Source organism: Dactylosporangium fulvum (genome assembly GCF_025137375.1).
In the GTDB taxonomy this organism is placed as follows: domain Bacteria; phylum Actinomycetota; class Actinomycetes; order Mycobacteriales; family Micromonosporaceae; genus Dactylosporangium; species Dactylosporangium fulvum.
Genome location: NZ_CP073720.1, coordinates 7,153,895 through 7,177,873 on the forward strand (window position 1 = coordinate 7,153,895; position 23,979 = coordinate 7,177,873).

Below are 23,979 nucleotides of genomic sequence, written 5' to 3' on the forward strand. Positions count from 1 at the left end.
CCACGTCGGCCAGGACCTGCTGGGCCGCGGTGTCCGGCACAGACACGCTACAGCTCCTTTGCGTTCAACGACGACAGTCGACGTGTCGCCTCCGCGACGACGTCGCTCCGCTTGCAGAAAAGCGAATCGGACGAACGGCAGCCGGCCGCCGCCCACGCGTCGGCCAGGTCCCGGCCCCAGGGGTGCTCGCCGAAGTCGGTCGGTGGATTCTCCGGGCGTTGCAGGCCCACGGTGCGCATGCCCGCGCGCCGCGCGGCGTCCAGCTCGGCCGGCCGGTCCGAGGCGAACAGGATACGGCTCGGCGGCACCTCGATGGCGCGACCGATCGCGCTGTAGGAGTCCGGGTCGGCCTTCGGCCCCGCGTTTCGGGTGTCGAAGCAGCGGGCGAGCAGGGGCAGCAGGTCACCGTGGTCGGTGTGGCGGAACCAGTCGCGCTGCGCCTGGACGGAGCCGGACGAGAACGTGTGCACCCGCACGCCCTCGTCCCGCCACATACGCAGGGCAACGGGCACGTCGGTGTACACGTGTGCCATGAGCTCGCCGGCGGCGTAGGCCTCCGCCCAGATCATGCCCTGCAGCGCTTTCAGCGGTGGCGTCTTCGCGTCCTCGTCCACCCACCGTTGCAGTGTCGCGGCGAGTTCGGCGTCGGTGGCGCCGGGCTGCCCGGCCATCCGGGCGGTCTCGTCCAGCAGCGAGCGGATCTCCGGCGTGCCACGCCGCGTGAACTCCGCAATCCTGGCCCGCGAGTAGGGAAAGTGCCGGTCGCGGAGGTGACGCAGGGAACTCGTCGTGCCCTCGATGTCGAGGACCACGGCGTCGATGGTCGGCTGCCGGCTCATGGGCGTGTGACGGCCAGCTCGTGCAGGTACGGGATCCTCCGCGCTACCGGATCGCCGGTGAAGTCGGCGATCCAGCCGTCCTCCTCCTGGAAGAAGCGGATCGCGGTGAACCGCGGCCGGGTGCCCATGTCGAACCAGTGCGCGGTCCCCCGCGGAACGGACAGCAGATCGCCCGCCTCGCAGACCACCGCGTACACCCGGTGCTCTAGGTGGAGGTAGAAACATCCCTGGCCCTCCACGAAGAACCGCACTTCGTCCTCGTCGTGGACATGCTCGTCGAGGAACCGTTCCCGGGCGGTCTTGACCTTCGCCGGCCATTCCGGGTCGGTGTCGTCCGGCCGCATGCTGACCACGTCGACCAACCGGTAGCCGCCCTCGGCGCGGATCCGTTCGACGTCGTCCCGGTACGCGGCCAGCACCTGGTCGGCGTCGGCGTCGGCCGGCAGGTGCCGGCTCGTGTCCCAGCGCTCGAATCCGATCTTCCATCGGGCGAGTTCGGCCGCGATGCGCGCGGTGTCGGCCGTCCGCAGCAGGATCTCGCCGCCGTCGTGGTCGGGCATGATCTGGAGGAAGGTCATGTCAGGCTCCTCTCAGGCTCCTCGGATTGGCATTTCGGTTCGCGCCGGGTACTGCCCGGTGAGCAACGACAGCTGACACAGCGCCTCCAGGCATTCGAGCCGGTTACGCGCGACGTCGAGCGTCGGCCCCCAGGCGGTGGCGCCGTGGAAGGCGATGAGCAGCACCGGTGGGATTCCGGACCCGTTGGTGGTGAGGTACGCCGCGACGTCCGAGCCGATGACCCGCACGTCGAGCCAGTTCGTGAAGACCGGGACGCTGATCGCGGTGGGGTCGGGCACCGCAAGGCCCTTGATCACCTCCAGGTCGGTGAAGCGCACCGCGTCCCGGTCGTCCCGCGCGGCGAGGACGGCCACCGCCGTGGCGTGGGGCGGGTGCGCGTGGACGACGGCCCCGCAGCCGGGAACCGTCCGGTACACAGCGGCGTGAATGCTGGTCTCGGCGGACGGGGGCGGTCCTCCCGGTTCCAGCGGCTGCCCGGTGACCGCGTCCACGGCGACCATGTCCTGGGCGGTGAGGCTTCCCTTGCTCCGCCCGCTCGCGGTGATGAGCGCGGCGTGTGCCGGCTCCGCCAGTCGTGCGGAGAGATTTCCGGCCGTGCCGTCCATCCAGCCACGCCGGTACAGGTCCCGGGCCGTCTGCGCCAGTCCGGCCGCCGCCGTCGCGCGGTCCAGGTGTTGATTCACGCGGTTGCCTTTCCTGACAGGGCGCCGAAGTCGCGCAGCAGCCGCCGCTCGGTCGCGATGGCGGTGACCAGTTCGGCGGGGGTGACGTCGAAGGCCGGGTTGTAGACCGCAGTGCCGGCGGGTGCCGTCCGCAGTCCGGCGTACCCGAGCACCTCGGCGGCGAGACGCTCCTCGATGACGATCTGGTCGCCGCTTGCGGTGGACGGGTCCAGTGTGGACTCCGGCGCGACGACCACGAACGGGACGCGGTGCCGGGCCGCGGCGACGGCCAGACCGTACGTCCCGATCTTGTTCGCCGTGTCGCCGTTCATGGCGATCCGGTCCGCGCCCACGAGCACGCAATCGACGAGGCCGCGGGAGATGGCGGCCGGTGCGGCGGAGTCCACGCACAACCGGTGCGGGATGCCCGCCTCGGCCAGCTCCCACGCGGTGAGCCGCGCGCCCTGCAGCAGCGGGCGGGTCTCCGTGACAAGCACGTGGTCGACCTCGCCGGCCGCGGCGAGGTCGGCCACGGCGCCCAGCGCCGTCCCCCATGCCGCCGTGGCGAGCCGACCGGTGTTGCAGTGCGTGAGGATACGCAGCGGCCGTCGCCGGCACAGCTGCCGGATCAGCTCGGCGGCGCGGGCCGCGGCGGCGCGGTTCGTCCGCTCGTCCTCCTCGAGCATCAACCGGGCCTCGGCAAGCACCGCGTCCGGGCCCTCGGAGAGCCGGGCCAGGGCGCGCCGCACCCCCCACTCGAGGTTCGAGGCCGTCGGCCGCGCGGCGGCGAGAAGGTCCGCGTCCGCCCGCACGGCCGCGTGATCGGTCCGGCCCGCCACCGTGTGCCGGTGGGCGGACAGCGCCACACCGAGCGCCCCGGCCAGCCCGATCGCCGGCGCTCCCCGGATCGCCAGGCGCCGGATCGCGGCGACGAGGTCCCCGACCGTGTCTATGCGCAGGATCGTGGTCCGGCTCGGAAGTGCTGTCTGGTCCACCGCGACGATGCAGCCGGAGTCCCAGTCAAGCGAACGCTCCATGGCAATCTCCCATTGGTTTGCAGCGGCGACCGCAACGCGTCACCACGCGAACTGCTCGATGGAATACGTCGGTGCGACGGCGGCCGGGAGGGCGGGATCCGTCGCCGCCCGCAGACGGTGCAGGCCGGTGCCGACCACGAGCGTGGTGTCCAGGCCCGCCCGAGCGGCCCCGAGGACGTCCGTGTCCTTGGCGTCACCCACCGCCAGGATCCGTCGCGGCGCCGCGAACCCCGGCAACGTCCGGAAATGCGCGTAGATCGGCGGCTCGGGCTTGCCGTACCGGACGACGTCGCCGCCGATCTTCTCGTAGGCGTCGGCGACTGCTCCCACCGCGACGTGGCGCCGGCCGCCCACGAGGACCTCCCGGTCCGGGTTCGCGCAGATCATCGGTAGTTCGCGGGATCTGGCTCTGGTGAGGACCAGCCGGAGCCCCGGGTGGCTGACCGGATCCGTCAGGATGCCGGTGGCGACGATGACGTCCGCGTCGTCGGGATCCTCCACCTCCGTGATGCCCGTCGTCGACAGCCATTCCGTATTCTCGCGGCTGCCGAGATGCAGGTATCGCCGCCATCTCGGGGAGGACGCCGGCGCCCGCCGGCTGAGGGCCTGCCTGGCCAGCTCTCCCGAGGTCAGCACGACGTCGTAGAGGTCCCGCGGGATGCCCATTGCGTCCAGCATCCGTGCCAGGTTGCCTGCGCTCCTCGACGTGTTGGAGATCAGGCCCACTGCCCGGCCGCCGGCCCGGATGTTCCGCAGGCAGTCCACGGCGAGCGGGAACGGCCGGACACCGTCGATGAGCACACCCCACACGTCGACGAGGACGGCGTCGTAGCCGGCGACCACGTCGCCGATCCCGGTGATTTCCACGGTCATGGCGACTCGGTTCGCGAGGCGCTCAGGAAGGCCGCCAGCGCGGGGGTGATCCGCTCCCGGAACGCCTGCACGATGAGGTCACGACCGGGCCGGAAGGTCGCCGACGTGTCGTCGTCGGCGCCCGGCGGCATCGCCTCGGCCATCCGCATGAGCCCGTCGGCGATGGCGGGCCGCGACCGGGTGCAGGTGCCGGCGACGCTGGTGATGGCGCTCAGCAGCTCGGTGTCCAGGGCGCCGGCGTAGGTCTGCTTGAGCCCGACCGAGCCGAAGACGAGCCGCAGTTCGGCACCGTCGAAGCCGAGGGAGTACCCCGGCGAGACCGCGACCCGCGCGTCACGCAGGAGGAGCCGGGCGATGTCGACGCTGGTCCGGATGGCCGGCTCGCCTGCGCGTCGCCGGCCGAGGAGGCCGGTGGCACTGACGAGCATGCCGTGACCGGCCTGCGGCCGGTGCGGGATGTGCAGCACCGGCCGGTCCGACCAGGCCGCGAGCTCGCGGTTGACCTCGTCGACCAGTTCCGTGATGAGCGCGACGCGCGCCGCGCACTCGGCGCTGTTGGCGTGCAGGTAGCTGTGCGGTGCGCAGAGCGCCGCGAACGCCATCGCCTTGGCGATGTACGGGACGGTGGCGAGCGTCGTGGTGGTGTGGTCGTTCATCCGCCCGATGACGTCGGCCGGGCCACAGCCCCAGCCGATGCGGATGTTGGCCAGGTTGAACGCCTTCGATCCACCCTTGATCGTCACGACCCGCCCGGCGACCTCGGGAACGGTCGCGGCGAGGTGGTGGACCCGCGGCTCGCCGGGAAACTCGGTGCCCGCGAACACACAGTCCTCGAGCACCACGAGGTCGTGTTCGAAGACCGCCTCGGCGATCGTCTTCAGTTCGTCCGGGGTGTAGACCGCTCCGGTCTGGGTCGGATTGAAGAGGAACAGGCCCCGCGCCCGCCCGGCGTGCTGCGGGTTGGCGGCGAAGTGCTCGCCGAGCGCCTCCGGGGTCAGCTTGAACGAGTGCTCCGCGCTGGTCGGCACGAGCGACAGTTCGACGCCGAACAGATCGCACCAGCTCGGCAGCGGATGGTAGTACGACGTCGGAACCAGGAACACGTCGCCGGGCTGCGAGCAGGCGTGCAGGAACGCGGCGAAGAGTCTCGTGGTTCCACTGTCGGCACAGATGTTCGCCGCGGACTCCGGCGGGATTCCGTTGCGCTCGAAGTCGGCCGTCACGGCCGCTTCGAAGTCGGCGTGGCGCTGGAGGAAGTGATAGTCGTCCAGCGAGGCGCGCCGGCTGTCGAGGAGGGCGGTCACCCCGGCCGCGATGACGTCGGGATGGGGACGACGCGTGCCGTCCCCGTGGGCCAGCGACAGCACGTCGGGATCGAACATGCTCGGATGGACCTTGACGCCGTCGGCGTCGACCCCGCCCAGCACCTGCCGGCTGGCGCGCAGGCGGTCGAGCGGCCTGATCGGCGTCATGAGCCGGTCACCCCGGTCCTCGCCTCGAACGCCGAGTACTTCGCCTTGAGCTCGCGCGCCCAGTCGTGGCAGTCCTCGACCTTGAACTCGGGGCAGTGGTGTCCCAGCACGTCCGACATCGTCCGGGTCGCGAGGTCGGTGAACACGACCCGGCCGTTGACCTCGATGCGCTCGATCCCGTCGAAGACCTGGCCCTGCTCGTTCACGGCCACGGCGCGCTCCTGCGAACACGCCGACGCCAGGTCCAGCTCGATGCCGTGCTCCGAGAGCCGCACCGGGTAACCGCCCACGAGGCCGAGCGGACCGGGAGCGTGGACGGTGACCGGCGTCGCTGAGGTCAGGCCGTTGAGCACGGCGAACGCCGAACTGGCGGTGACGTACATGCCGGCCCGCCCACGGGTACGCCGGACGTCGGTCGGCAGGAGGCGGAACAGCGCGGGGGTGTCCGCGCTGTCGGTGACGTCGGTGCCGTCGACGTAGATCCGCAGGTCGTAGTCGGCTCCACCGGTGTCGCCGGCGGCGGGCAGGCGGTTGCTGACGTAGTGGTGGGCGACGAGCCTGACGTGCACGCGCTCGACATCGACGCCGAGGTGCAGCGCCGCCGCGGAACGCACGGCCGGCACGACGTTCATCACGTTGCCGATGCCGACCGCCGGAGCCAGGCCGCAGGTCTGCAGGGCCGGATTGACCGCGTCCGGGTAGGCCGCGTTGACGACGACGGAATCGTGGCCGGAGCGGTGTACCGCGGTCATCAGACGGTGAGCGGGACTGAGGTGCATGGGCAGCCACGGACCGACGCCCGGCCGGTCGAGCATCTGGTACAGCTCTCGTGGCAGGAGGGAGATCCGCCAGTACGTCTGGACCGAGGCCGTGTTGAAAATGATGTCGGGGCGCAGCCGGGAGACCGTCTCGGCGGTACGGTCGACGTCGTCGAGGTCGACGCAGGCGGCTGCGAGCCGCGGATTGGTGCCCTGATTGTATGCCGCGAGCCGGGCCAGGTTGACGCGTTCTTCGACCGCCGTCCTGTTCCGGCCGCCGACGACGATCTGACCGTCGAACCCGACCCAGGAGAGCAGGTCGAGCACGTTCCCGCCGAGAACCCCGTTGCCAATGATCAGTAGTGTTCTGTCACGCCTGGTGTTCTTCCGCACGGCTCGACGCTAGGTCGGCGACCCCGTCACCGACAGGGCCGCGGCCCCGGAACAAGTTGCCAGACCGCTATCCCGCGCCGCACCCGGCCGGTCATCCGGGTGTCGGCCGCGCGTCCGCGCCGTGCAGGGCGTCGGCGAGCTGGCCGCGCTGACGGATGCCGAGCTTGTCGTAGGCGCGCTGCAGATGGTTCTCCACCGTGCGGACGGACAGCACCAGCCGCACGGAGATCTCCGCGTTGCTCAGCCCGGCCGCCGCCAGCGCGCAGATCTCCCGCTCCCGGCGGGTGAGACCGGCGACCGCCACCGGTTCCACGAGCCACCCGGGCCAGTGACCGTCACAACGGTCCCGGAGCTTCGCGATCCGCCGCAAAAGCCGTCCCGATGCGCGCTGCTCCGCGTCCGGGCGGGCCTGCCACGCCCGCACCGCCGACTCCAGGGCGAGCGCGGTGTAGCTGCGTTGCTCCCAGGCCAGGCTGAGCGCCTCGAGCCGGTCGGGATCGGCGTCGGCCAGGGCGTCGGCGTACTCGGCGAACCAGGAGAACAACGGGCTGTCGGACATCTCCGCCACCCGCCTGACCTCGGCGGCGACCTCGGCCGACGGCTCCACCCTGGACCACAGGTGCAGCGCTTCCATGGCGGAGGAGACGACGCCCGCGCCGATGAACTGCTCGGCGAGGTCGCGCAGGATCTTCACGGCCGCGGCCGGCCGGCCGGTGCTGGCCAGCAGCAGGGCCTTCGCGAGGCGGGCGTAGTCACCGCTGCGACTGTCCGCGGGCAGCAACTCGTCGACGGCAGTCAATGCCTGGGTGGCCCGTTCGGCCCGGCCCTGGTGGGCCGCCCACCACGCCTGCATGCCGAGGATGTTCGCGCGGATCGGGAAGAGGGTCCGGGCGTCGGTGACGGCGAGCGCCTCGTTCGTCCACCTCGCGGCCTGCTCGACCCGGCCGCGGTCGCCGTGGCAGATGCCCACCATCATGGCGAGCAGGCCCGCTCCGTCCGGGGAACCGTGTGCCACCGCATCCTGGTAGTACCGTTCGGCAAGGGGTGCGGCCTCCTCCAACCGCCCGCACATCACGAGCGCGTGGATGTGGCATGCCTGGGTCGCGGCCCGCATCGTCGGCCAGGTCGGCTGCGGCAGCACGCTGTCGGCGAGCTCGGCCGCGGCCTGCCGGGGCGCCCCCGCGTACACCAGCACGAACGGCAGCAGCGGGGTCAGCGCGACAGCCAGCAGCGGCTCCTGCGGCGGCTCCTGCAACGCGGCGGCGACGGCGGCCGCGGCGTTGACGTCGGACTTGTAGAACACCGCGATGCCGGCCCCGGCGACGAGCATCTCCCCGTGCACGCTCTCCGGTAGCTGCCGATGCGCCTCCTCGAGCAGGGACAACGCGACGTCGGGCTGCCGTAGCCCCCAGAACAGGTTCAGGGCCCGCAGCGCGGCCGCTCTCGCCCGGAGGACGGGGGCGTCGAGCCGTGCATACGCGGTCGCCAGCAGTGGTTCGGCATCCTGTGGCCGGCCCTGCGCGACCTGCGCCCGTCCCAGGTACCACGCCCCCATCGGCCCCGGGATGCTCCGGGCGAGCCGCTCCGCCAGGGCGGCACCGCCCCGGTCCAGCGCGGCGTCGGCGGCGGCGAGCACGTCGCCGAGGTCGAACGGCAGGTCCGCCTCGCACCGCCAGGACATGACCCGGATGCGGTCCTCGACCGACGCCACGTCGCCCTGCATGGCCTCGACGAGCTCCCGCAGGAGCCGGCGACGGCGCAACGGCTTCGTGCGGGCGCGGATCGCCTCGCCGAACAGCGGATGGCCGAGTCGCACGAGCACTCCGGCGCCGTGGTCGACCAACCTGATGAGGCCCCGCTCCTCCAACTGCTCGGCCACCACCGGTGCGACGAGCCGGTCCAGCACGGCGGGCCGCAGCGGCTCCGCATAGGCGACGAACGCCAGAGCGGCGGCCTCCTCGTCCGACAGGACCCCGACCGTCAACTCGACCGCGTCGTACAACCGGGGCGTGGCGCGCCCGCCGGACCGCCAGTTCCAGACGCCCTCCTGGGGCTGGAGGCTCCGTTCGGCGACGGCGGCGCGCAGCGCCTCCCGGACGAACAGCGGGTTGCCCAGCGTCGTCCGCCACAGTGCGTCGAGGGCGAGACCGCTGACCGGGCCGCCGAGCACCGCTGTCACGAGGTCGTCGTGGCCGGCGCGGTCGAGCGGCCGCACGTCGATACGGTCGAGTGCGCCCGCCCGGCGCACCAGCGCGACGACCGGCGTGTTGGCCGCGTTGTTCCGCACCGTCGCGAGGACCTTGACCACCCCGTCGGTGAGCAACCGCTCCAGCAGCGCGGCGGACGCGTCGTCCAGCCAGTTGACGTCGTCGATGCCGACCACGGCCGGGCCGGCCGGTCGGCCCTCCGTGAGCCCCTGCTTCGCCAGCCGGAACGCCCCGGCAAGGCCGGCGTCGTCCGGCGGCGCGAACCCGGGGACGGAGCCGAACGGCACGTCCTGCCACGACGGCGTCGCGGTGATGCGCACCACGCCGGCTCCGCCGGCTTCGAGCTCGTCGAGGGCGGCGCCGAGGAGCCGGCTCTTGCCGACACCGGGTTCACCGGTCAGCAGCGCTCCCGAGCCGGTGCCGGACACCAGCGCTTGCCGCACCGCCGCCAGCTCGTAGGCCCGGCCCACGAGCCGGCGGTCCTGCGCTGTCGGTTCCCCGTCAGTCGTGCGCAAGCCCGTTCCTCCCGATACTCAGTCGGTGCTGCCGCCGCCGAAACCACGTCCTCCGGACCCCGCCCGAACCGGCGCTGACCAGCGCCGGTTCGGGCGGGTCTCCCGGTATACACCCCCTCGTCCACTTCCTGCCCGTGTGGCGGCAGGGGTCCGGTTCGATTGAGTACCGCCTACTCAGGACGTCGCCTCCGGCCGTGACCAGGCTGTTTCGGTATCGAAACCTGTGCAAATCACGCGCCGTCGGCGGCATGGCACCGGCGGGGACCGTCGTCATCCCGACTGATGGCTCGGAAGGAGATACTGTGATGGATCATGTTGAGGGTGTGACCGACCGGCTGGACGACCTGACGGTGACCGCCTACCGGCAGATCGTGGAGACCGGCGACTGGGACGACGACAACCTCCAGGCCGTCACCGGTGCCGCGGCGGAGGAACTCGACGCCGTGCGTCGCAGCCTCGCCGCGCTGCGGGTCATCGAACCCTGCCCGGACCGGGGACGGGGCTGGACCGCCGTGTCGCCCCATGTGGCGATGGCGCGACTGGTGTCGCCGATCGAGGCCGACGCACGTCGCCGCGCCGCCCAGGCGGCGCGGTTGCGCTACCAACTGCAACGGCTCGTGCCGGTGCACGAGCAGTCGCAGCACTCCAGGTACGGCCAGGCACTGGAGGTCGTCGGTGACGAGGCGGCCCTCGCCGACCTACTGGACGACGAGCTGTCACGGTCGGCGTCGAGCGTGTCGGTGCTGGAGCCGGGTGTGGAACGCCTGCCGCTTGCCCGGTACGTCGATGCGTGCAAGCGGGGGGTGCGGGTCCGGGCGGTCCACCAGCACGCCGTCCGGTACGACCTGCCGGCCGCCGCGTTCATGAAGATGCTGACCCACGCCGGCGGAACGTTCGGCACCGTCGACGAACTGCCGCTGCGGCTGTTCGTCTTCGACGGCAGGACCGGCGTGCTCATCGCCTCGGACGGGCCTACGGCGACGGTCGTCGTCCGGCAGCCGTTGATGGTCATGATGCTGGCCGGGCTGTTCGACAGCACCTGGCACCGTGCGGTGCCGTTCGAGGCCGCCGATCCGCAGCCGGCGTGTGTCCCGGACGACGTCAAGCGGGCGATCCTGCGGCTGCTCGCGACCGGTGCCAAGGATGAACTGGTGGCGCGGAGGCTGGGAATCTCCGTGCGCACCTGCCGGCGCTACATTTCCGAGATCATGGAGTCGATCGGGGCGACGAGCCGGTTCCAGGCGGGTGTGGTGGCCCGCGCGTCTGGCCTGGCGTAGCGCGGGCGGTCGCCAGCGGCTACGACGAGGCCGCCTGCGACCGCTCCGGGCGGCCTCGTCATACGTGGCACCGCCGGCAGCGGCGTCCGGGACCTCGTTGCCCGCGTTTGGTTCACCTTGGTGATGCTGTCGAGGGTGTTCAGCGCGGCGGCGCCGGCGTAGATCTTGCGGTAGAGGTCGCGGTAGGCGTCCTCGTAGACGGCTTTGAACGCGGCGCTGGCCAGGAAGCGTTCCTTGAGCTTGCGCACCGCCGGGCAGTTGCATGTCGCCGGGTGGTTGTATGCCGGCCGGTGGCTGGAAGTCCTGCGGTGGTACGCCGCCGTTCTGCGGGAAGCGGCCGCCCATGGTGATGGTGCCGTGCGGGGTCTGGGTGGCGTTGCCGGCGAAGTCCCGACGACGTCTGATCGAGGACGACCTGCCACGTCGGAGCAAGACTTGCGTGGCAGCGGTTGACGAACGGAAAGTGGGTCAGAACCTGTAGATCGGCGTCAGTGGGCGGCGGGCGTGGCGAGGTCGTCGGGGGCGCCGGTGCGCAGGCGTCCGAGGGCCGCACTGAGGGCCGCACCGAGGACCGCGCCGCCGGCCGCGCTCATCGTCCAGAAGACGATCATGCCGACGAGGAACTCCGGACGCAGCACGTCGAGGACCGCCGCCTGCCACGTCGGCGGCACGGCGTCGCCGGTGCTCAGGTAACCGGCCTTCCGGTGCGCCCAGACCACGGCCTCGGGAATGCCGACGGCGAGCACCGCTACCAGGGCGGCGAGCCCGGCCAGGGCTCCGGCGCGCAGCCCTGAACCGAAGGATCGGGTGCGCCAGGCTGTGGCGAGCGCGACGACGAACAGCAGGACGTTCGGAACGATCACCCAGAAGCCGAGTATGCCGCCCTGGCCGTGCTCCAGTGACCAGCGCGAGGCGGCGAACGACCCACCCGCCACGACGACGGCCACCCCGGCGGCCCACACCCACGCGCCGCGCGGCGGCCCGGACCGCAGCGCGGCCCACACCCCGCCGAGGGCGAACCTGCGACGCTCGGCCGGCGGGTCGATCGCCGCGAGCTCGGCCCGCAACGCGGCACCCCACGCGGACCGGCGCTCGGGCAGGTCGGCAGTGGCCAGATCGAGCAGGAGCTGCCAGACGTCGCGTACCTTGCGCTGACGGCCCGTGGTCTCGGTGCGGGCGCCGAGCGCGGCTCCGAGGACCGGCCACGGCAGTGCCCAGATCAGCGCGGCGAGGAAGGCGTTGAACGGTATCAGCAGGTCGCCGGCGCCGAGGTTCGTGACGACGGGGAACCTTTCGGGCTCCGCCAGATAGGAGGCGCGCAGCGGCAGGTACGCGGACGCGGTGCCGGCGGCGACGGCGATCAGAGCGAGCAGCCCGGCGACCGTTCCGGCCCCGAATCCGCGGGCACGGCCCACGGCGGCCGCGGCCAGGCTGGCGAGCGCGGCGCACACGACCGCCGCGAGCAGCCCGAGCACGACGGCCAGCAGCGCCACGTCGAAGCCCCACCGCGGGCCGTTCGTGACCGTGGCGAGGTACAAGCGCTCCAGGCCGAAAGTGAGCACCCCGGCGCCGGCGGCGACGGCGATCAGTCCCGGCCACACTGGGCGTCCGGTGCCGTCCCGCCACGCGGCGCGGGTGCGGGCGGCGAGTGCGCCCGCACCGCCCTGACGCACGGCGTCACCCAGTCGGACCGCGAGCACCACGATCGCGAGCACGGGTGCCGGCACGAGCAGCACCAGAGGGAGCGCGAACACCCCCAGCAGGAGTGCGAGCACCACCAGCAGGATGAAGAGGAAGGCGGGCATCGAAGGCCTCCGAACGGCAGGGGCGGCCGGGGTCGAGCGGTCGCGGTCAGGTGGTCCTGGGCGCGAGCCGGGCCGCGCCTGAAGCGGGTGCGCCTTCGCCGGCACGCGCCGACGCGGCAACGGTGCGCGCGAGCTCGGCGCCCACGGTGGTGAGCCGGTACAGGTGCCGGGCCGGCCGCCCGCGCGGCGGGTCGGTCTCCCAGGAGGTCTCCACCTGCCCGCGCTCGGTGAGGCGGATGAGGATCGGGTATACCGTGCCCGCCTTCAGGCCGAGGGCGCGACACAGGTCATAGCCGTGGCTCCAGCCCGCGCCCCTCTCGGCGAGGGCAGCGAGCACGGCCGCGGTCTGCGGGGAGAGACGTCGTACACGTGCCATGCCGCCAATATCTACCTAGATAGAGTTTGTGCGCAAGCCCCTTCCCGCGCGGCTGGGCACGGTGTCGAGCAGCGCGCGGCCGGCACTTCAGCGTGTTGGAGGCATCGCGGTGCCAGCCGGGGTGCGACGGGTGACCGAGGTGGTCAAGCACCGGCCTTGGCGGGCAGCCGGTGCAGCGCGTCGACCATGGTCGTGCTCGCCGCGCTCACCACGGTCCTGATCGCCGCCACCCGGCACGCCGCACGGCGCCGTTCGTCCGAACCGACCCGACCGGCGGCCGCCGCCGTCCACGTCGGCACCGCCCACCCAACCGGATCCGATCGAAACCGGTGACGTGGTCTCGAACGCAACATCCCGGCCTAACTCGCCACACCGATGTGCGCTCGACGGAACTGCGCGCGTTCGGCCTCGTCGATCAACGCGCGCGCATGGTCGGCATAGGTGATGTGCTCTTTCAGGTCGCCCGGTGCGAGGTGATACGCACCGGTGGGCGCGCCCTCGAGGTCGAAGTTGCCCGATGGGCTGACCGCGACCCATTCAAGGGCGGAACCGCGCAGGATGTCCAGGGCCGTCCGGTGGGCCAGGGAGAAGGGCCGAAACTCGGGCGGGAAACCGATGGTGTCCATGACGGGCACGCCATTCGCGTCGGGCAGCAGCGATGCGAGGCTGACCCAGACGAGACGATGTACCCTGGCCTCCCGCAACCCCGCGACCAGGCTTTCAGCTGCGGCGCGGAAGAACACGGCAGGTTCGCCGGCGTCAGCCGCAGCCGCGATCGCCACGTCGTGCCCCACAACCCCTGCGGCCACCGCCGCGGGATCGGTGATGTCCGCCGCGGCCCGCACGAGCGGCGTGACCTCGTGGCCACGTGCGCTTGCCTCCGCAACAGCGGCGCTGCCAGCCTTGCCACCGGCTCCGAGAACAACGATCTTCAACATGGCGACGACCATAGGCCCGGTCCCGGTTACCGATCGGGTACCTATCCTCGATGTATGAGCCGCCTTGAGCCCGACATGTTCGATGAGCTGTGTCCTTCCTCGTTCCTACCCGTACGGATGGACCACAAGTGGGCGCCGCTGGTCATGCGGTCGCTGGAGGAGGCACCTCGCCGATTCGGCGAGCTTCGCGTCGCGTTGCATCGGACGAGTCCCAAGGAGCTCACCCGTGCCCTACGCACTCTTGAACGCGACGGCTTCGTATCGCGCTCGACAGCCGGCCGCACCGTCACCTACGAGCTGACACCGCTCGGCCGGAGCCTGCTCGACCCCCTCAAGACTTTCTACCAATGGACCGCCGATCACTGGGACGAACTGCTCGACGCCCGTGATCCCGTCGAAGTTTGAACGCGTGCCGGGCCAACCACCGCCACGGTTCCCGGGCGAGGGGTTCAGTCATGTTCCGGCGCGCCGGTCAGGTGATGGTCGGCGGCGTGGAACACCTCGGTCACCAGCCGGCGCACGTGCCCGCCACGTGCGCGGTAAAGCACCCGGCGGCCCTCCCGGCGGGTGCTGACCAGCCCGGCGAGCAGGAGCTTGGCCAGGTGCTGTGACACCGCCGGGCGGGCCGCACCGACGGCGGCCGTCAAGGTTGTCACGTCGTGCTCCCCCTCGCGCAGCTCCCACAGCAGCCGCAGCCGGGTGGGGTCGGCGAGCATCCGCAGCGCGGTCACCGCCGCGTCGACCTGTGCGCCCGTCGGTGGTTCCTGCACGTCACCGGCAGTTGCAGTGTTGTCGCGTGCGTACATGAGCACATATTCTACGTCCATGCGCCAGCACCACGACCATCCCGGCCGCCATGACCATGACCACCGGCCGTCCAGCGGCCGGCAGGCGCTGCGGCACCGGATCGGCCATCTCCTGACACCGCACTCGCACGACGCCGCGGACAAGGTCGACCGGGCGATGGAGTCGTCGAAGGACGGCATCCGCGCCTTGTGGATCTCACTGCTCGTGCTCGGCGCGACCGCCGCACTGCAGGTCCTGGTCGTGCTGCTGTCCGGCTCGGTCGCGCTGCTCGGCGACACGCTGCACAACGTCGCCGACGCGCTCACGGCAGTGCCGTTGTGGGTGGCGTTCGTCCTCGGGCGCCGGGCGGCGAACCGCCGGTACACCTACGGCTACGGTCGCGCCGAGGACCTCGCCGGCATCGTCATCGTGCTCACCATCGCCGCGTCGGCGGTCTTCGCCGCCTACGAGGCGGTCGACCGGCTGGTCCACCCGGCCGACGTCACGCACCTGGCCTGGGTCGCCGCCGCCGGCGTCATCGGGTTCGTCGGCAACGAGGTCGTCGCGCGGTACCGCATCACCGTCGGCCGCCGCATCGGCTCCGCGGCACTCGTCGCCGACGGCCTGCACGCCCGCACCGACGGGTTCACCTCCCTCGCCGTGCTGCTCGGCGCCGGCGGCGTGGCCGTCGGGTGGCGGTGGGCCGACCCAGTCGTCGGGCTGCTCATCACCGTCGCGATCCTGTTCGTTCTCAAGGACGCAGCACGGGAGGTGTACCGCAGGCTGATGGACGCCGTCGACCCGGCCCTCGTCGCCACCGCTGAACAGACCCTCGCCGAGACACCCGGAGTGCGTGGCGTCGCGGCGCTCCGGATGCGCTGGATCGGTCACCGGCTACACGCCGAGACCGACCTGCTCGTCGCCGACGCCCTGACCGTCGTGGAGGCGCACGCCATCGCCGTCGAGGCCGAGCACCGACTGCTGCACGCCGTCCCCAGACTCACCGGCGCCACCATCCACACCGACCCCGACGCCGCCGAGACCCACGCGGTGGTCGCCCACCACCGCCAGAGCGTCAGCTCCCACTCTTGATCCGTTCGGTGAGCTTGCCGAACAGGGTGATGTCGTAGCGCTGACTGGTGCGCATCGGCTCGGCCAGGTCACGCACCTGCTGCCGGTCGGTGCGTGCCAGCACCGCGTCGACCATCATGATTCCGCCGAGGTGGTGCCGCGTCATCAACTCGCAGAACAGCAGATCGAGCTCCGGACTGGCCGCCTTGCGCAGCCGGTTCAGTTCCGCGGCACTGGCCATGCCCGGCATGAGCCCTTCGGCGTTCACGGTCATCTGCATGCCGCTCATGTCCGCGCCGGGCGTGGCATCGCGCGCGCTCGCCGGGCTGTGCATCCAGGCCATCACCGGGTCGGGACCGGTCGGCTCCAGATGCCATTCCTTGAGCAGTGAGCGCATCATGCCGATCTGCGCCTGCTGGGTCAGGGCGATGTCCATCGCGACGGTCCGCAGCTCCTGATTGCTGCTGCGGCCGTAGAGGATCATCGACATCTCCACGGCCTGCGCGTGGTGGGTCTGCATGTCCCGCACGAATCCCGCCTCCGCCGAGGCATCACCGGGCCGCTGCAGCACCGGCACCAGCCAGCCGATCGCCGCACCGGTAGCGAGCAGCACCATTGCGACGACCACCTGCAGCACAACCCGCCGCCACAGCGGCGACCGGCCCTGCCTCGGCCCCACAACCGACGTCTCGGCCACGAACTCGCTCCTTCAACCAGGTAACCGTCGACCTCACCGGGGCAACGGGGATGAGCCCGGGTGGCCGATCCAGTCTCAGCCCGGATCGGCCACCCCATCGAGTGCCATTCGGCCCCTTTTCAGCGGGCCGGTACGGATCGTAGTCGTCGGAGTGCACGATGCTCCGTTCGCAGCCGGGCCTCCACAGACCGGTCGGTCCCTGCGGCCCTGCGCGCGACCGCTTCGACAGCCGAGGTCAGTTGTCCTGCCACCTGGCAGTCAGCACGCGGTATGAGCCAGGCCGCCCAGCCGGACCGTGCCGTCCCGCCCGTCACATGGTGCAACCATGGTTACCCTGGAATTGTGACTGGCGATCTGGCGGCCGGATCGTGGGTGATGTTGTGCTATCGACTCCCCCGTGAGCCATCCACACCTCGACGTGCGCGGGGTGGACCTGTCCCACCACACCGTCCCGGACGGGACGACCGACTGCAGCTTCGAGACGATCCTGCGCCGCCACGACCTGACCGACCCGGTGCTGTGGCGCATCGGGCAGATCGTGCACGAGGCTGATCTGGACGACGAGCGCTACGACGCCCCCGAGGCCCCGGGGTTGGACGTGGTGCTGCGCGGGCTGTCCATGGTCAGCGACGACGAGCGGGTGCTGGAGCTGACCGGGCCGATCTTCGACGGCCTGTATGAGTACCAGCGCCGCGCCCTGCTGCTGGGCCGGGAGCCGGCATGAGCAACCCCGACCTGCCGAAGCATGCCAGACCGCATGCACACGCCCCGCCAGAGCCCGGCGTGCGGACGGTGCCGCTGCGAACGTACCTCCGCTACTTCCTGGGTCTGGGTACGTGGGGGTTCGGCGGCCCGATCGCCACCGTCGGCTACATGCAACGCGACCTGGTCGAGCGGCGGACCTGGCTGTCGCGGCGGGACTTCCTCGACGGCGTCGCCTTGGGCCAGACCATGCCCGGTCCCCTCGCCGCGCAGGTGGTGATGTGGCTCGGGTACCTGCGCGCCGGTGCCGTCGGCGCGCTGGTCACCGCGGCGACGTTCATCGCACCGTCGTTCGTGCTCGTCCTCGCCGTGGCTGTTGCCTACGCCCACTTCCAGGGCCTGCCTGTGGTGCAGGCGTTGTTCCACGGCATCGCCCCCGCCGTGATGGCCATCATCGCGGTGGCCGCCTACAAGTTGGCCCGGCTGACCAACCGCCGCGACCTGCGGCTGTGGGCGATCAGCATCGCGCTCGGACTGATCACCGCGCTGACCGGGGCGGAGATCGCGCTGCTGTTCATCGCCGCCGGACTGCTCATCATCGTCCTCGACGCCCGGCCCCGCTGGCTGCACCGCCCCATCCACCTGGCCGCCGTTGTCGCGGCTCCAGGCCTCGGCCCGTCGGCCGGCAGGACCTTGGCGGGCAAGGCCCTGGCCGCGGCCGCTGGCGGCGGCACCCTGCTGGCGCTGGGCTGGTTCTTCCTCAAGGCCGGCGCGTTCATCTTCGGCAGCGGCCTGGCCATCGTGCCGTTCCTGCGCGAAGGTGTGGTCCACCAGCACCACTGGCTGACCGACGGGCAGTTCCTCGACGCCGTAGCGATGGGCCTGATCACTCCCGGCCCGGTGGTCATCACCGCCACGTTCATCGGCTACCTCGTCGCCGGGTGGCAAGGCGCGATCATCGCCACCGTAGCGATCTTCATCCCGATCTTCCTCGGCGTGGTGCTACCCGGCCGATGGTTCATCCGCCACCGCGACAATCCACAGATCCAAGCCTTCGTCAAGGGCGCCACCGCCGCCGCGGCCGGCGCGATCGCCGGCGCGGTCGTCGTGCTGTCCCGGCAGACCATCACCGACTGGTCCGCCGCGGCCATCGCCGTGGTCACGCTCGGGCTGCTGCTCAAATGGAAGATCAAGGAACCGATCCTGGTCGGGCTCAGCGCCGCCGCCGGCCTCGCTCTGCACTGGCCCTGGTGAGCGTGGCGGACGCCCGGTGGATCGTGACCACGCAGGCCGGCTCAGCGCCCTACTGCATGGACAGATGGACGTGGTTGTAGTGGTCGCCGGCGGGGGTGCCGTCACCGCCGTAGGACTTCCAGCCGCTGCTGGGCTGCCAGATCCGCTTGTACCAGATCACGTACTTCACGCCGAGGTTCTTCGCGTTGGCCACGCACCAGGCCGCCAGATTGTCGCCATAGGTCTTGTCGGCACCTGTCGCTCTCGCGTTGACGAACGTCTTCGCGTTGGCCGAGAAGTCGCATGCCTTGCCCAGTGGGTGATCCCCGCCGCCGCCGCTGCGGAAGCAGGACGTGTAGTGCGTGTAGCCGGCCTGGCGCGCCGCGTTGTAGGCGTTGAGCATGCGAGGGGAGATGCAGCCGCTCGTCGTCGGATCGTCGAGCGTACAACCCTCCTTCGGATACGAGCCATCGGCGTTACGCCCCACCGAACCGGTGGTGACCTTGCCACCGGACGGGGCACCGCTTGTCGCTCCTCCGCCGCCGGCCTTGCGCAGCGCGTCCTCGGCGGCCTTCTTGTTGGCCTCCATGATCTTCAACTGCGCCTGCTGGTTGGCCACCGCCGCGTCGATGTCCCGGCGCTGCTGCTCCAGCTGCCTGCGCGTCTCGGACAGCTCGCGCAGCGCCCGGTCGTCACGCGACAGCACGTATTCGACGGTGACCATGTTGTGCAGCATGGTCTCGGGGTCGCTGCTGCCGATGACGACGTTGGCCAGGCTGACCCGGCGGCCGCGGTAGGCGGCGTTGGCGACGACACCGGCCGACGCCTCCAGCTCGACCAGCCGGGCCTGGGTCTTGGCGAGCTGCTCGCCGATCGCGGCCTGATCGGCGACGGACTTGTCCAGCCGGCCCTTGGCGTCGTTGTACTCCGCGAGGGCCTTGTCCAGCGCCTGCCGGACGGTGAGGTTCTGCCCGCCGTCCTCGCCGGGCTCGGCGGACGCGGGGCTGACGACCCCGACCACCAGCAGCAGCACGGTGGCCAGCAGCGTCAGGGCGAACGGCATGCGGCGCGTCATGGCGGCCTCCTCGTTCCGTTGGCTGGTCTGTGTGTTCAACCGATGCAAATGCCTTCAGCTCGGCTCCGCGATCAGCCCGGGCGGCGGTAGCCGGTGATCGGCCTGCCCTCCAGCTTCGCCATCCGGACATGGTCACCGGTGGTCGGCGCGTGGACCATCCAGCCGCCGCCGACGTACAGGCCCATGTGGTGCAGGTCGCTGAAGAAGAACACCAGATCACCAGGGCGCAGCTCGGACCGGGACACGGCCTTCGTGTCCTCCCACTGCCACTTCGTGTAGTGCCGCAGCTTGACACCGGCGGCGGCCCAGGCCGTCAGGGTCAGCCCCGAGCAGTCGTAGCCGTCCGGTCCGGCAGCGCCCCAGACATACGGCTTGCCGATCAGCGAGCATGCCTTCTTCGCCGCGGTGCCACCGGGACCACCGAGATAGTCCACCGGGCAGGCGACGGGTTTGAGCGCACCGGTCCCACCGCCGCTGCCGTAAGCCTGCTGGCGCAGCTTCTGCAGCTCGGCGATCTTGCCTTCGATCTCCTTCTTCTTCGCGGCGAGATCGGCGTCCTGCTGGGACTGCTGAGCGATGATCGCATCGAGCGCCTGCTTGTCGCCCGCGAGTTTGTCCCTGGCCTCGGCGACGGACCGGACCGATGCCCGTTGGTTGCGGGCGATCTCGTTGACGACGGCGAGCTGGCCGAGCAGCGCTTCGGGCGAGTCGGTGTGCAGCAGGACGTCCAGTGCAGTGACCTGGCCGCCCTTGAACGCCCGCACGGCGATCTCGCTGACCTGGCCCATCGCCGCCTCGACCTGTGCCTCCAGCGGCTGCAGTTGCCGCTGGAGCGCGGCAGCCTTGGCCTGGTTGTCCTTGAGCAGGGTGTGGACCTGGTTGTACTTCTCGATGGTGGGCTCGAGCTGGTTCCACGCCTCGTCGATCTGCGCCTCCAATTGCGCCGGGCTCGGCTCGGCATGCGCGGCGCCGGTGCTCATCAGGATCGCGATGACGGCTGCGAGGGCCGCCGCGGCGAGCCGGGCAGCGCGGGCCGGGTGGCTGCGGACACGTCGTGGACAGCGTGGCGGCACGTGGAACCGACTCCTTCTTCCGTCGACCGCCTACCGGGTTAGCTGACGGGTTCGGGCGGGAAGATCGCCCTACCGCAAATGCGGATGCACCCCAAGACGTGCAGTGGTTCCCCGGCTCGTTGCCGATTCGGCGGGCCGGCCGTGCAGACCGACGGTTGCTGAAGATAGTCACTGTCCGCGACAAGCACAAGGTCACCTCCGATGTCACATAGGAGATATGTCCGATCGGCGGCCGCGCTTGACAGAACAGCAATCCAGCCGACACATCCAGTAACCATCGCGTGAATCCGAGGCGTGCAGCCAAGGATCACTCAACAAGGACGGCGACATGGTCGTCGTCGACAGCGCCGCACCCAGATCCCGTTGAACGTCTCCTATTACGGATAGGATCAACAACCCTCCAGCGGGCCGTCGACGACACGTGAAGACCGTCGTTGGTTCTGCGCGCATCACCACAAGAGACTGGCCTGTGCCGGCGCTGCTGCGTCGCAAACGCATAGGGGTTTTGCTGCCCACCTTCCCCAGTCCGATCCGTGGCGATCAGGGTCCGAGCGATGGACGCGGCCGGGATACGGTCTCTGGACCGGCTACGCGAGTGGGGCCGCAGGTCCGCGTGGAGCGGTCGCGGCAGGACTGCGCGGAAGCGAACGAACGTGGAGGCTGAGACGATGGCGGCGGATAAGGGGCGCAAGCCGGTCGTGGTCGAAGGGCTGGTCTGCGCGGAGCCGACCGTCATGGCGTGGCAGGACGGGGAGCGGGATGTGTGGTGGTCGCGGGCCGCAGCGCTCGACCACGGACTGGAGCAGCCCGACTGGGTCAAGGCGGCGACCAGCGCGGACCGGCTCTCCGATCTGACCCCGGCGCAGGTGTCATGGCTGTTCGCGAAGGGGCCCGAGGCGTCGGCGCGGGCGCTGCTCGCGGCGCCGCTGCTGCTGCGGCACCGGCAACGGATCGATGTGGGCCGGGTCGCGGTCGCGCGGTTCGAACTGGACGCGCTGGCGCTCGCACTCAGCGAGGCGGGTGAGAGCGCCGACCATCTGGGGGTGCTGGTGCTGCCGTTCCGGGGGCCGGAGGCGGCCGCATTGGTCGCGGGATGGCTGCGGCACCTCGGGTCCGCACGACTGTGGGCGCGACTGTGGTTGCACCGGCACGCCGAGACCGCGGCGCGGGCGCTGATCCCGGCCGCGGCCGGGCGCCCGGGCAAGGCGCGACAGAATGCCGAGGACGCGCTCCGCTACCTCGCCGCGATCGGCCACGGGCCGATCATTGTGAAGACCGCTGACGAGTACGGGACGGCCGCCCTCGCCGCGATCGCCGCCCTGCTCGAGCCCGCCCCCGGCCGCGAGCTACCGTCCGGTGTGGCGAGCCGCGCAACGTCAGCATCGGAGCAGGCGGCTCCGGCGGCCGGGCCGAATTGGCGACCGGCCGATGACCTGCTCACGCCCGTGCCGTCGGTGTTTCCGGACGCGGCGCAAGCCGCGCGGAAAGAGAAGGCACCGGGGTGGACGCGACCTGAGCGGCTGCCGGAGATCCGGCTTGCCGGGGGCGTGACGATGCCGGAGGACGAGGTCGCCCGGTTGGTCGGTGCGCTGACCCGGTCACGCTTGGCGGAAGCGCCGGAACCGGCGCCCGGGGATCCCGCACCGCACAACAGCGACGTGCCGCTGGTCGTCGAGTCGTCGGCGGCCGCGCAGCCGCTGGTATCCGCGGCCGATCCGGAGTCGGAGAGGCTGATCGCGGGCTGCGACAGACAGAGCCTGGCGGAATTCGGGCGGGCGCTGCTGGACGAGTGGCTGACGGACAAGATGCCGGCGTCGGAGGCGTGGGTGGTACTGGCGCAAGCGCACGTCGGCGACGACGCCACGATGGACAAGCTCGCGCCGCTGGTGCGGTCTTGGCCGGCGAAAAGCCGGTATGCGCGGGCGATCGACGGACTCGCGGTGCTGGCCACGGTGGGCACGGACGTGGCGCTGCGGCACCTGCTGGCGATCGAGGAGGGCATGTCGGGCGGGCCGACGAACGAACGGGCCATGGTCTACCTCACGCTGGCCGCCGCACGGCGCGGGCTGTCCGTGACGCAGCTGGCGGACCGCCTGGCGATCACACACGGGCTGGACACCGGCGTCACCCTGGACTACGGGCCGCGCGCGTTCACCGTGGCCACGGACGATCACCTCACCGCGTATGCCGTGGGCGCGGACGGACGGCGTCTGACGAGGCCGCCCAAGCCGGGCGTCAAGGACACCAATCCCGAGGCTTACCAGCAATTCCTGCGGTTGAAAAAGGATCTGCGGGCGACCGCGGCGGCGCAGATCGCGCGCCTGGAGCAGGACATGCTCGCGCATCGGCTCCGGCCGGCGCGAGACCTCTCGGCAGTCCTGCTGCCGCACCCGATCCTGGGCCCGATCGCGCGGCGGCTGCTGTGGGGCGAGTACAACCCGGGGAAAGTTCTGGTCCGGGCGCTACGGATCGCGGAGGACGGCAGCTTCGCGGACATCCATGACACGACCGCGATCGTCGACGGGAACGCGCCGCTCGGAATCGTGCACCCGGCGCAGCTCGGCGGGGACCTCGCCGGCTGGACGCAGATCTTCGCCGACTACGAGATTCTGCAGCCGTTCCCGCAGGTGCACCGGCCGGTGGTGGCGCTGACCGAGGCGGAGCGCGCGGCGACGAGCCTGGCGGGATTCGGACCGGTGGCGACGGACCGGGTCGCAGGGCTGCTGCGCGGACGGTGGCAGGGGAACGGCTACCACCCGTCGAGCCGTCTGCACACCCAGCTGGCGCACGAACTGCCCGGCGGGCTGACGTTGCTGGTCGAGCTGGATCCGGGCGTGTCGACCTACAACACGGTCGACGAGCAGCGGATCACCGAGATCTGGGCCGACGACGTGTGGTCGGATCACTGGCAGATCGCGCGGCGTACCGCCATGGGGGTGTGTGATTCGGCCGCCCTGTCGGAGTTGCTGGTCGAGCTCTATGCGCTCAAAAGCTGAGCGGCTCGAGGCCCCGGGGCGCCGCACCGCCTCGCTGCGCCACGTGGGCGCAGCGGCTAGGATCCCACTGGCGACAAGCCTGCTGCACTGGGCCCTGCGCGTCGGGTGTGTGCCAGATGTAGACACAGCGTGTACCGCTGTCGATCAGTCTGGTGAACAGGGCTCGGACGTCACGACGTCGTGACTGTTGCGCGGTGATCAGATACCAGGACGAACTCGTGTTGTGGCAAGGCGTGTTGCCGTTCGAGCCCTAGATCGGCCACCCAAGCCGGTCTGATTCCATTCGCCGCGGAGTTGCTAGTAGCACTCGACGCCAGCCGGGTGCAGACGACCGGCGTGTTTGAGGACCAGAGGTCATCGAATCCGTGATGAACTTCGGTAAGGGAAAGGAATCATCGTGGTGAAATCCGTCAAGATGCTCGCGGACCGCGTGCTGGAACGGATCGTGCCGTCGGCCGACACACAGGCCGCCTGCCTGAGCTGCGACGGCCCATCCTGCGTCTACAAGTGCTGTGTCCAGGGCGCGCGGGTTGACTGGTACCGCTGCTGCTTCGAGCACACGGGATGCCGCTGCACCAACGTCGGCTATTGCTGAGTACCGAAAGCACTGCGTAG

General features: G+C 71.0%; 24 protein-coding genes and 1 riboswitch. Of the genes, 7 read left to right on the forward strand and 17 right to left on the reverse strand.

Features of this window, described 5'->3' with window-relative positions; all coding sequences use genetic code 11:
• Positions 1-47: 47 nt before the first annotated feature.
• From mtnC to Dfulv_RS32940, 8 genes are all read right to left on the reverse strand, one after another.
• Positions 48-839: an acireductone synthase gene (mtnC, locus tag Dfulv_RS32905; RefSeq protein ID WP_259857701.1), complete on the reverse strand. Its 792-nt coding sequence runs from the start codon at positions 837-839 to the stop codon at positions 48-50.
• Positions 836-1,417: a 1,2-dihydroxy-3-keto-5-methylthiopentene dioxygenase gene (locus tag Dfulv_RS32910; protein ID WP_259857702.1), complete on the reverse strand. Its 582-nt coding sequence runs from the start codon at positions 1,415-1,417 to the stop codon at positions 836-838. The genes mtnC and Dfulv_RS32910 overlap by 4 nt, the downstream gene beginning before the upstream one ends.
• Positions 1,418-1,429: 12 nt before the next feature.
• On the reverse strand, positions 1,430-2,101 hold the full coding sequence (gene mtnB / locus Dfulv_RS32915; RefSeq protein ID WP_259857703.1) for a methylthioribulose 1-phosphate dehydratase: 672 nt from the start codon (positions 2,099-2,101) through the stop codon (positions 1,430-1,432).
• On the reverse strand, positions 2,098-3,117 hold the full coding sequence (gene mtnA / locus Dfulv_RS32920; RefSeq protein ID WP_259857704.1) for an S-methyl-5-thioribose-1-phosphate isomerase: 1,020 nt from the start codon (positions 3,115-3,117) through the stop codon (positions 2,098-2,100). The genes mtnB and mtnA overlap by 4 nt, the downstream gene beginning before the upstream one ends.
• 39 nt (positions 3,118-3,156) lie before the next feature.
• Positions 3,157-3,990, reverse strand: coding sequence for a TIGR01459 family HAD-type hydrolase (locus Dfulv_RS32925; protein WP_259857705.1), 834 nt, complete (start codon positions 3,988-3,990; stop codon positions 3,157-3,159).
• Entirely contained in the window at positions 3,987-5,462 is a 1,476-nt protein-coding gene (locus tag Dfulv_RS32930; protein ID WP_259857706.1) for an aminotransferase class I/II-fold pyridoxal phosphate-dependent enzyme, read from the reverse strand. The genes Dfulv_RS32925 and Dfulv_RS32930 overlap by 4 nt, the downstream gene beginning before the upstream one ends.
• Complete coding sequence (locus tag Dfulv_RS32935) at positions 5,459-6,613, reverse strand: hypothetical protein (RefSeq protein ID WP_259857707.1); 1,155 nt, start codon at positions 6,611-6,613, stop codon at positions 5,459-5,461. Before Dfulv_RS32935 ends, Dfulv_RS32930 begins: the two co-directional genes overlap by 4 nt.
• A gap of 91 nt (positions 6,614-6,704) precedes the next feature.
• Positions 6,705-9,335 (reverse strand): helix-turn-helix transcriptional regulator, encoded by a 2,631-nt coding sequence (locus Dfulv_RS32940; protein ID WP_259857708.1) that lies wholly within the window; start codon positions 9,333-9,335, stop codon positions 6,705-6,707.
• 305 nt (positions 9,336-9,640) lie between these two features.
• On the opposite strand from Dfulv_RS32940, the gene Dfulv_RS32945 reads away from it, so the two are divergent.
• Complete coding sequence (locus Dfulv_RS32945) at positions 9,641-10,612, forward strand: helix-turn-helix transcriptional regulator (protein ID WP_259857709.1); 972 nt, start codon at positions 9,641-9,643, stop codon at positions 10,610-10,612.
• Here Dfulv_RS32945 and Dfulv_RS32950 read toward each other — a convergent pair.
• The 5 genes from Dfulv_RS32950 to Dfulv_RS32970 all read right to left on the reverse strand — a co-directional run bounded on the left by Dfulv_RS32950 (position 10,528) and on the right by Dfulv_RS32970 (position 13,731).
• On the reverse strand, positions 10,528-10,860 hold the full coding sequence (locus Dfulv_RS32950) for a hypothetical protein (RefSeq protein WP_259857710.1): 333 nt from the start codon (positions 10,858-10,860) through the stop codon (positions 10,528-10,530). The genes Dfulv_RS32945 and Dfulv_RS32950 overlap by 85 nt on opposite strands.
• Before the next feature lie 240 nt (positions 10,861-11,100).
• Positions 11,101-12,417, reverse strand: coding sequence for a hypothetical protein (locus Dfulv_RS32955; protein WP_259857711.1), 1,317 nt, complete (start codon positions 12,415-12,417; stop codon positions 11,101-11,103).
• Between the two features lie 46 nt (positions 12,418-12,463).
• Positions 12,464-12,793, reverse strand: coding sequence for a PadR family transcriptional regulator (locus Dfulv_RS32960; protein ID WP_259857712.1), 330 nt, complete (start codon positions 12,791-12,793; stop codon positions 12,464-12,466).
• 143 nt (positions 12,794-12,936) lie between these two features.
• Positions 12,937-13,092: a hypothetical protein gene (locus Dfulv_RS32965; RefSeq protein ID WP_259857713.1), complete on the reverse strand. Its 156-nt coding sequence runs from the start codon at positions 13,090-13,092 to the stop codon at positions 12,937-12,939.
• A 60-nt stretch (positions 13,093-13,152) separates the two neighbouring features.
• The gene (locus tag Dfulv_RS32970; protein WP_259857714.1) at positions 13,153-13,731 is read right to left on the reverse strand and encodes an NAD(P)-dependent oxidoreductase; all 579 of its coding nucleotides are present in this window, start codon (positions 13,729-13,731) and stop codon (positions 13,153-13,155) included.
• Positions 13,732-13,785: 54 nt separating this feature from the next.
• Here Dfulv_RS32970 and Dfulv_RS32975 point away from each other — a divergent pair, with 54 nt between their 5' ends.
• Positions 13,786-14,136: a winged helix-turn-helix transcriptional regulator gene (locus tag Dfulv_RS32975; RefSeq protein WP_259857715.1), complete on the forward strand. Its 351-nt coding sequence runs from the start codon at positions 13,786-13,788 to the stop codon at positions 14,134-14,136.
• 44 nt (positions 14,137-14,180) lie between these two features.
• On the opposite strand, the gene Dfulv_RS32980 is transcribed toward Dfulv_RS32975, so the two are convergent.
• Positions 14,181-14,558 carry an ArsR/SmtB family transcription factor gene (locus Dfulv_RS32980; RefSeq protein WP_259857716.1) on the reverse strand — a complete coding sequence of 126 codons (378 nt, stop codon included), beginning with the start codon at positions 14,556-14,558 and terminating at the stop codon, positions 14,181-14,183.
• On the opposite strand from Dfulv_RS32980, the gene Dfulv_RS32985 reads away from it, so the two are divergent.
• Entirely contained in the window at positions 14,557-15,609 is a 1,053-nt protein-coding gene (locus Dfulv_RS32985) for a cation diffusion facilitator family transporter (RefSeq protein WP_259857717.1), read from the forward strand. The two genes, Dfulv_RS32980 and Dfulv_RS32985, sit on opposite strands and share 2 nt — an antisense overlap.
• Here the strand turns inward: Dfulv_RS32985 and Dfulv_RS32990 are convergent.
• A complete protein-coding gene (locus Dfulv_RS32990; RefSeq protein WP_259857718.1) occupies positions 15,593-16,225 on the reverse strand; it encodes a DUF305 domain-containing protein in 633 nt (210 codons plus the stop codon). The two genes, Dfulv_RS32985 and Dfulv_RS32990, sit on opposite strands and share 17 nt — an antisense overlap.
• 457 nt (positions 16,226-16,682) lie before the next feature.
• Between Dfulv_RS32990 and Dfulv_RS32995 the strand changes: the two genes are divergently transcribed.
• Entirely contained in the window at positions 16,683-17,009 is a 327-nt protein-coding gene (locus tag Dfulv_RS32995; protein ID WP_259857719.1) for a chromate resistance protein, read from the forward strand.
• Complete coding sequence (chrA, locus tag Dfulv_RS33000) at positions 17,006-18,241, forward strand: chromate efflux transporter (protein WP_259857720.1); 1,236 nt, start codon at positions 17,006-17,008, stop codon at positions 18,239-18,241. Before Dfulv_RS32995 ends, chrA begins: the two co-directional genes overlap by 4 nt.
• A gap of 49 nt (positions 18,242-18,290) precedes the next feature.
• Here the strand turns inward: chrA and Dfulv_RS33005 are convergent, their stop codons facing one another.
• Positions 18,291-19,295 (reverse strand): coiled-coil domain-containing protein, encoded by a 1,005-nt coding sequence (locus Dfulv_RS33005; RefSeq protein ID WP_259857721.1) that lies wholly within the window; start codon positions 19,293-19,295, stop codon positions 18,291-18,293.
• Between the two features lie 71 nt (positions 19,296-19,366).
• Entirely contained in the window at positions 19,367-20,368 is a 1,002-nt protein-coding gene (locus Dfulv_RS33010; protein ID WP_259857722.1) for a C40 family peptidase, read from the reverse strand.
• Between the two features lie 12 nt (positions 20,369-20,380).
• Positions 20,381-20,511: riboswitch (cyclic di-AMP (ydaO/yuaA leader) on the reverse strand.
• Between the two features lie 525 nt (positions 20,512-21,036).
• Between Dfulv_RS33010 and Dfulv_RS33015 the strand changes: the two genes are divergently transcribed.
• Positions 21,037-23,364, forward strand: coding sequence for a DUF4132 domain-containing protein (locus tag Dfulv_RS33015; RefSeq protein ID WP_259857723.1), 2,328 nt, complete (start codon positions 21,037-21,039; stop codon positions 23,362-23,364).
• A 397-nt stretch (positions 23,365-23,761) separates the two neighbouring features.
• A complete protein-coding gene (locus Dfulv_RS33020; protein WP_259857724.1) occupies positions 23,762-23,959 on the forward strand; it encodes a hypothetical protein in 198 nt (65 codons plus the stop codon).
• Positions 23,960-23,979 lie beyond the last annotated feature (20 nt).